The 2,867-nt window shown below is 67.7% G+C and carries 2 protein-coding genes; both read left to right on the top strand.

The annotated features are described in order from the left end of the window. The first annotated feature begins 106 nt into the window (after nt 1-106). Complete coding sequence (mmsA, locus tag ACFUVW_RS20470) at nt 107-1,666, top strand: multiple monosaccharide ABC transporter ATP-binding protein (protein WP_430573133.1); 1,560 nt, start codon at nt 107-109, stop codon at nt 1,664-1,666. Then, on the top strand, nt 1,663-2,841 hold the full coding sequence (mmsB, locus tag ACFUVW_RS20465; RefSeq protein ID WP_430573132.1) for a multiple monosaccharide ABC transporter permease: 1,179 nt from the start codon (nt 1,663-1,665) through the stop codon (nt 2,839-2,841). Before mmsA ends, mmsB begins: the two co-directional genes overlap by 4 nt. Nucleotides 2,842-2,867 lie beyond the last annotated feature (26 nt).

Genomic DNA, 2,867 nt, shown 5'->3' with positions numbered 1-2,867 from the left:
CCGCGCCCCCCCCGGGGGGGCCCCCCCGCGGCGGCCCCCGCCCCCGGGGCCGCCGCGGACGCGTCCGGCGGCGGCGCACCCCACCGAAGGAGGGACGAGAGCGCAGATGAGCACGATCCTGGAGATGCGCTCCATCACCAAGGAGTTCCCCGGCGTCAAGGCGCTGTCCGACGTCACCCTGACCGTCGAGCAGGGCGAGATCCACGCCATCTGCGGCGAGAACGGCGCCGGGAAGTCCACGCTCATGAAGGTGCTGTCGGGCGTCTACCCGCACGGCACCTACGACGGCGAGATCGTCTTGGACGGTACGCCCGCGGAGTTCGGGTCGATCAACGACTCGGAGGACCGCGGCGTCGTCATCATCCACCAGGAGCTCGCCCTGGTGCCGTACCTGTCGGTCGCCGAGAACATCTTCCTGGGCAACGAGACCCGGAACCGGTTCGGGATGATCGACTGGAACGCGGCGAACCGGAAGGCCGCGGCGCTGCTCGAGCGCGTGGGCCTGGACGAGAACCCGACGACGCCCGTCGGTCAGCTCGGCGTCGGCAAGCAGCAGCTCATCGAGATCGCCAAGGCGCTCTCGAAGGAGGTCAAGCTGCTGATCCTCGACGAGCCGACCGCTGCGCTCAACGACGACGACTCCGAGCACCTGCTCGAGCTGCTGCGCCAGCTCAAGGCGCACGGCATCACGTCGATCATCATCTCCCACAAGCTCAACGAGATCGAGGAGATCGCCGACCGCACGACGATCATCCGCGACGGCCGGACCATCGAGACCCTCGACATGTCCGAGCCGGGCTCCACCCAGGACCGCATCATCCGCGGCATGGTGGGCCGGGACCTCGAGCACCGCTACCCCGAGCGGGCGTCCGTCGTCGGCGACGAGGTGCTGCGCGTGGAGCACTGGAACGTCGACCACCCCACCCAGGTCGGCCGCCAGATCATCGTGGACGCCTCGTTCAACGTGCGCGCCGGCGAGGTCGTCGGGATCGCCGGCCTCATGGGTGCCGGGCGCACCGAGCTCGCGATGAGCATCTTCGGCCGCACGTACGGGCGCAACATCCGCGGCCAGATCTACAAGGACGGCAAGCCGATCCAGGTCCGCAACGTGTCTGAGGCGATCGGGCACAACCTCGCGTACGCGACCGAGGACCGCAAGCACTACGGCCTCAACCTCATCGACGACATCCGCCACAACATCTCCGCGGCGGGCCTGCCCAAGCTCGCCCCGCGCGGCTGGGTCAACGGCAACGAGGAGCTCCGGGTCGCCGAGGACTACCGCGGCTCCCTCAACATCAAGACGCCCAACGTCCTGGTCGACGTCGGCAAGCTCTCCGGCGGCAACCAGCAGAAGGTCGTCCTGTCCAAGTGGCTGTACACCGACCCCGACGTGCTCATCCTCGACGAGCCCACGCGAGGGATCGACGTCGGCGCCAAGTTCGAGATCTACACGATCATCAACAAGATGGTCGCGGCGGGGAAGGCGGTCGTCGTCATCTCCTCCGAGCTTCCCGAGCTGCTCGGCATCTGCGACCGCGTGTACACCCTCGCCTTCGGTCGGATCACCGGTGAGCTCCCCGTCGCCGAGGCGACGCAGGAGCGCCTCATGGAGCTCATGACGATCGAGCGCGACCAGCCCCTGCCCACGAAGGAAACCGCCTCATGAACGCCATCGACTCGGTCCGGGACATCCTGACCCGGAACATGCGCCAGAGCGGCATCGTCATCGCCTTCCTGGCGATCGTCGTGCTCTTCGCCGCCCTGAACCCGAACTTCCTCTCGCCGACGAACCTCACGAACATCGTCCTGCAGTACTCGTACATCCTGATCCTCGCGATCGGGATGGTGATGATCATCGTGGCGGGGCAGATCGACCTGTCCGTCGGCTCGGTGGTCGCCCTCACCGGGGCCGTGAGCGCCGTCGTCGTCATCCGCCAGGGCATGCCCTGGTACGTCGGGGTGCTGGCCGCGCTCGTCGTGGGTCTCCTCGTCGGCATCTGGCAGGGCTTCTGGGTCGCGTACGTCGGGATCCCCGGCTTCATCGTGACCCTGGCGGGCATGCTGCTGTTCCGCGGGCTGACGTTCCTCGTGCTCGACAACAAGTCGCTGTCGCCCTTCGGCGGCACCTACTACGACATCGCCAACGGGTTCCTCAACGGCCTGCTCGGCGGGTACGGGTTCGACGTCTTCACGCTGGTGATCTTCGGTATCGCCGTGGTCGGCTTCGGGGTCAGCCAGTGGCGCACGCGCCAGGGCAAGATCGCCTACCAGCAGACGGTCGAGTCGATGCCGCTGTTCGTCGTCAAGCTCGTGGTGGTCGCGGCCGTCGTGATGTGGTTCGGGTACCAGCTGTCGATCTCGCGCGGCCTGCCGATCGTGCTCATCATCCTCGCGGTGCTGATCATCGCGTACACGCTCGTCACGCAGAAGTCGGTCTTCGGGCGGCACGTCTACGCGGTGGGCGGCAACCGGCACGCGGCCGAGCTGTCCGGCGTCAAGGTCCGGAAGGTCAACTTCTGGATCTTCGTGAACATGGGCGTGCTGGCCTCGGTGGCCGGCGTCGTCTACTCCTCGCGCATGAACGGCGCCCAGCCGGGCGCGGGCAACATGTTCGAGCTCGACGCGATCGCCGCGTGCTTCATCGGCGGCGCGTCGACCACCGGCGGCGTCGGCCGCGTGGGCGGCGCCATGATCGGTGGTCTGATCATGGCCGTCATGTCCAACGGCATGCAGCTGATGGGCGTGCCGCAGTCGATGCAGCAGGTCGTCAAGGGCCTCGTGCTGCTGCTCGCGGTCGCGTTCGACATCTACAACAAGCGTCGCGCCTCGGTGCTGCGCTGACCTGGTGGTCCGGACCGGGCCGGACC

Source organism: Isoptericola sp. NPDC057391 (genome assembly GCF_042668085.1).
GTDB lineage: Bacteria > Actinomycetota > Actinomycetes > Actinomycetales > Cellulomonadaceae > Isoptericola.
This window is presented reverse-complemented; position numbering and strand designations above follow the sequence as displayed.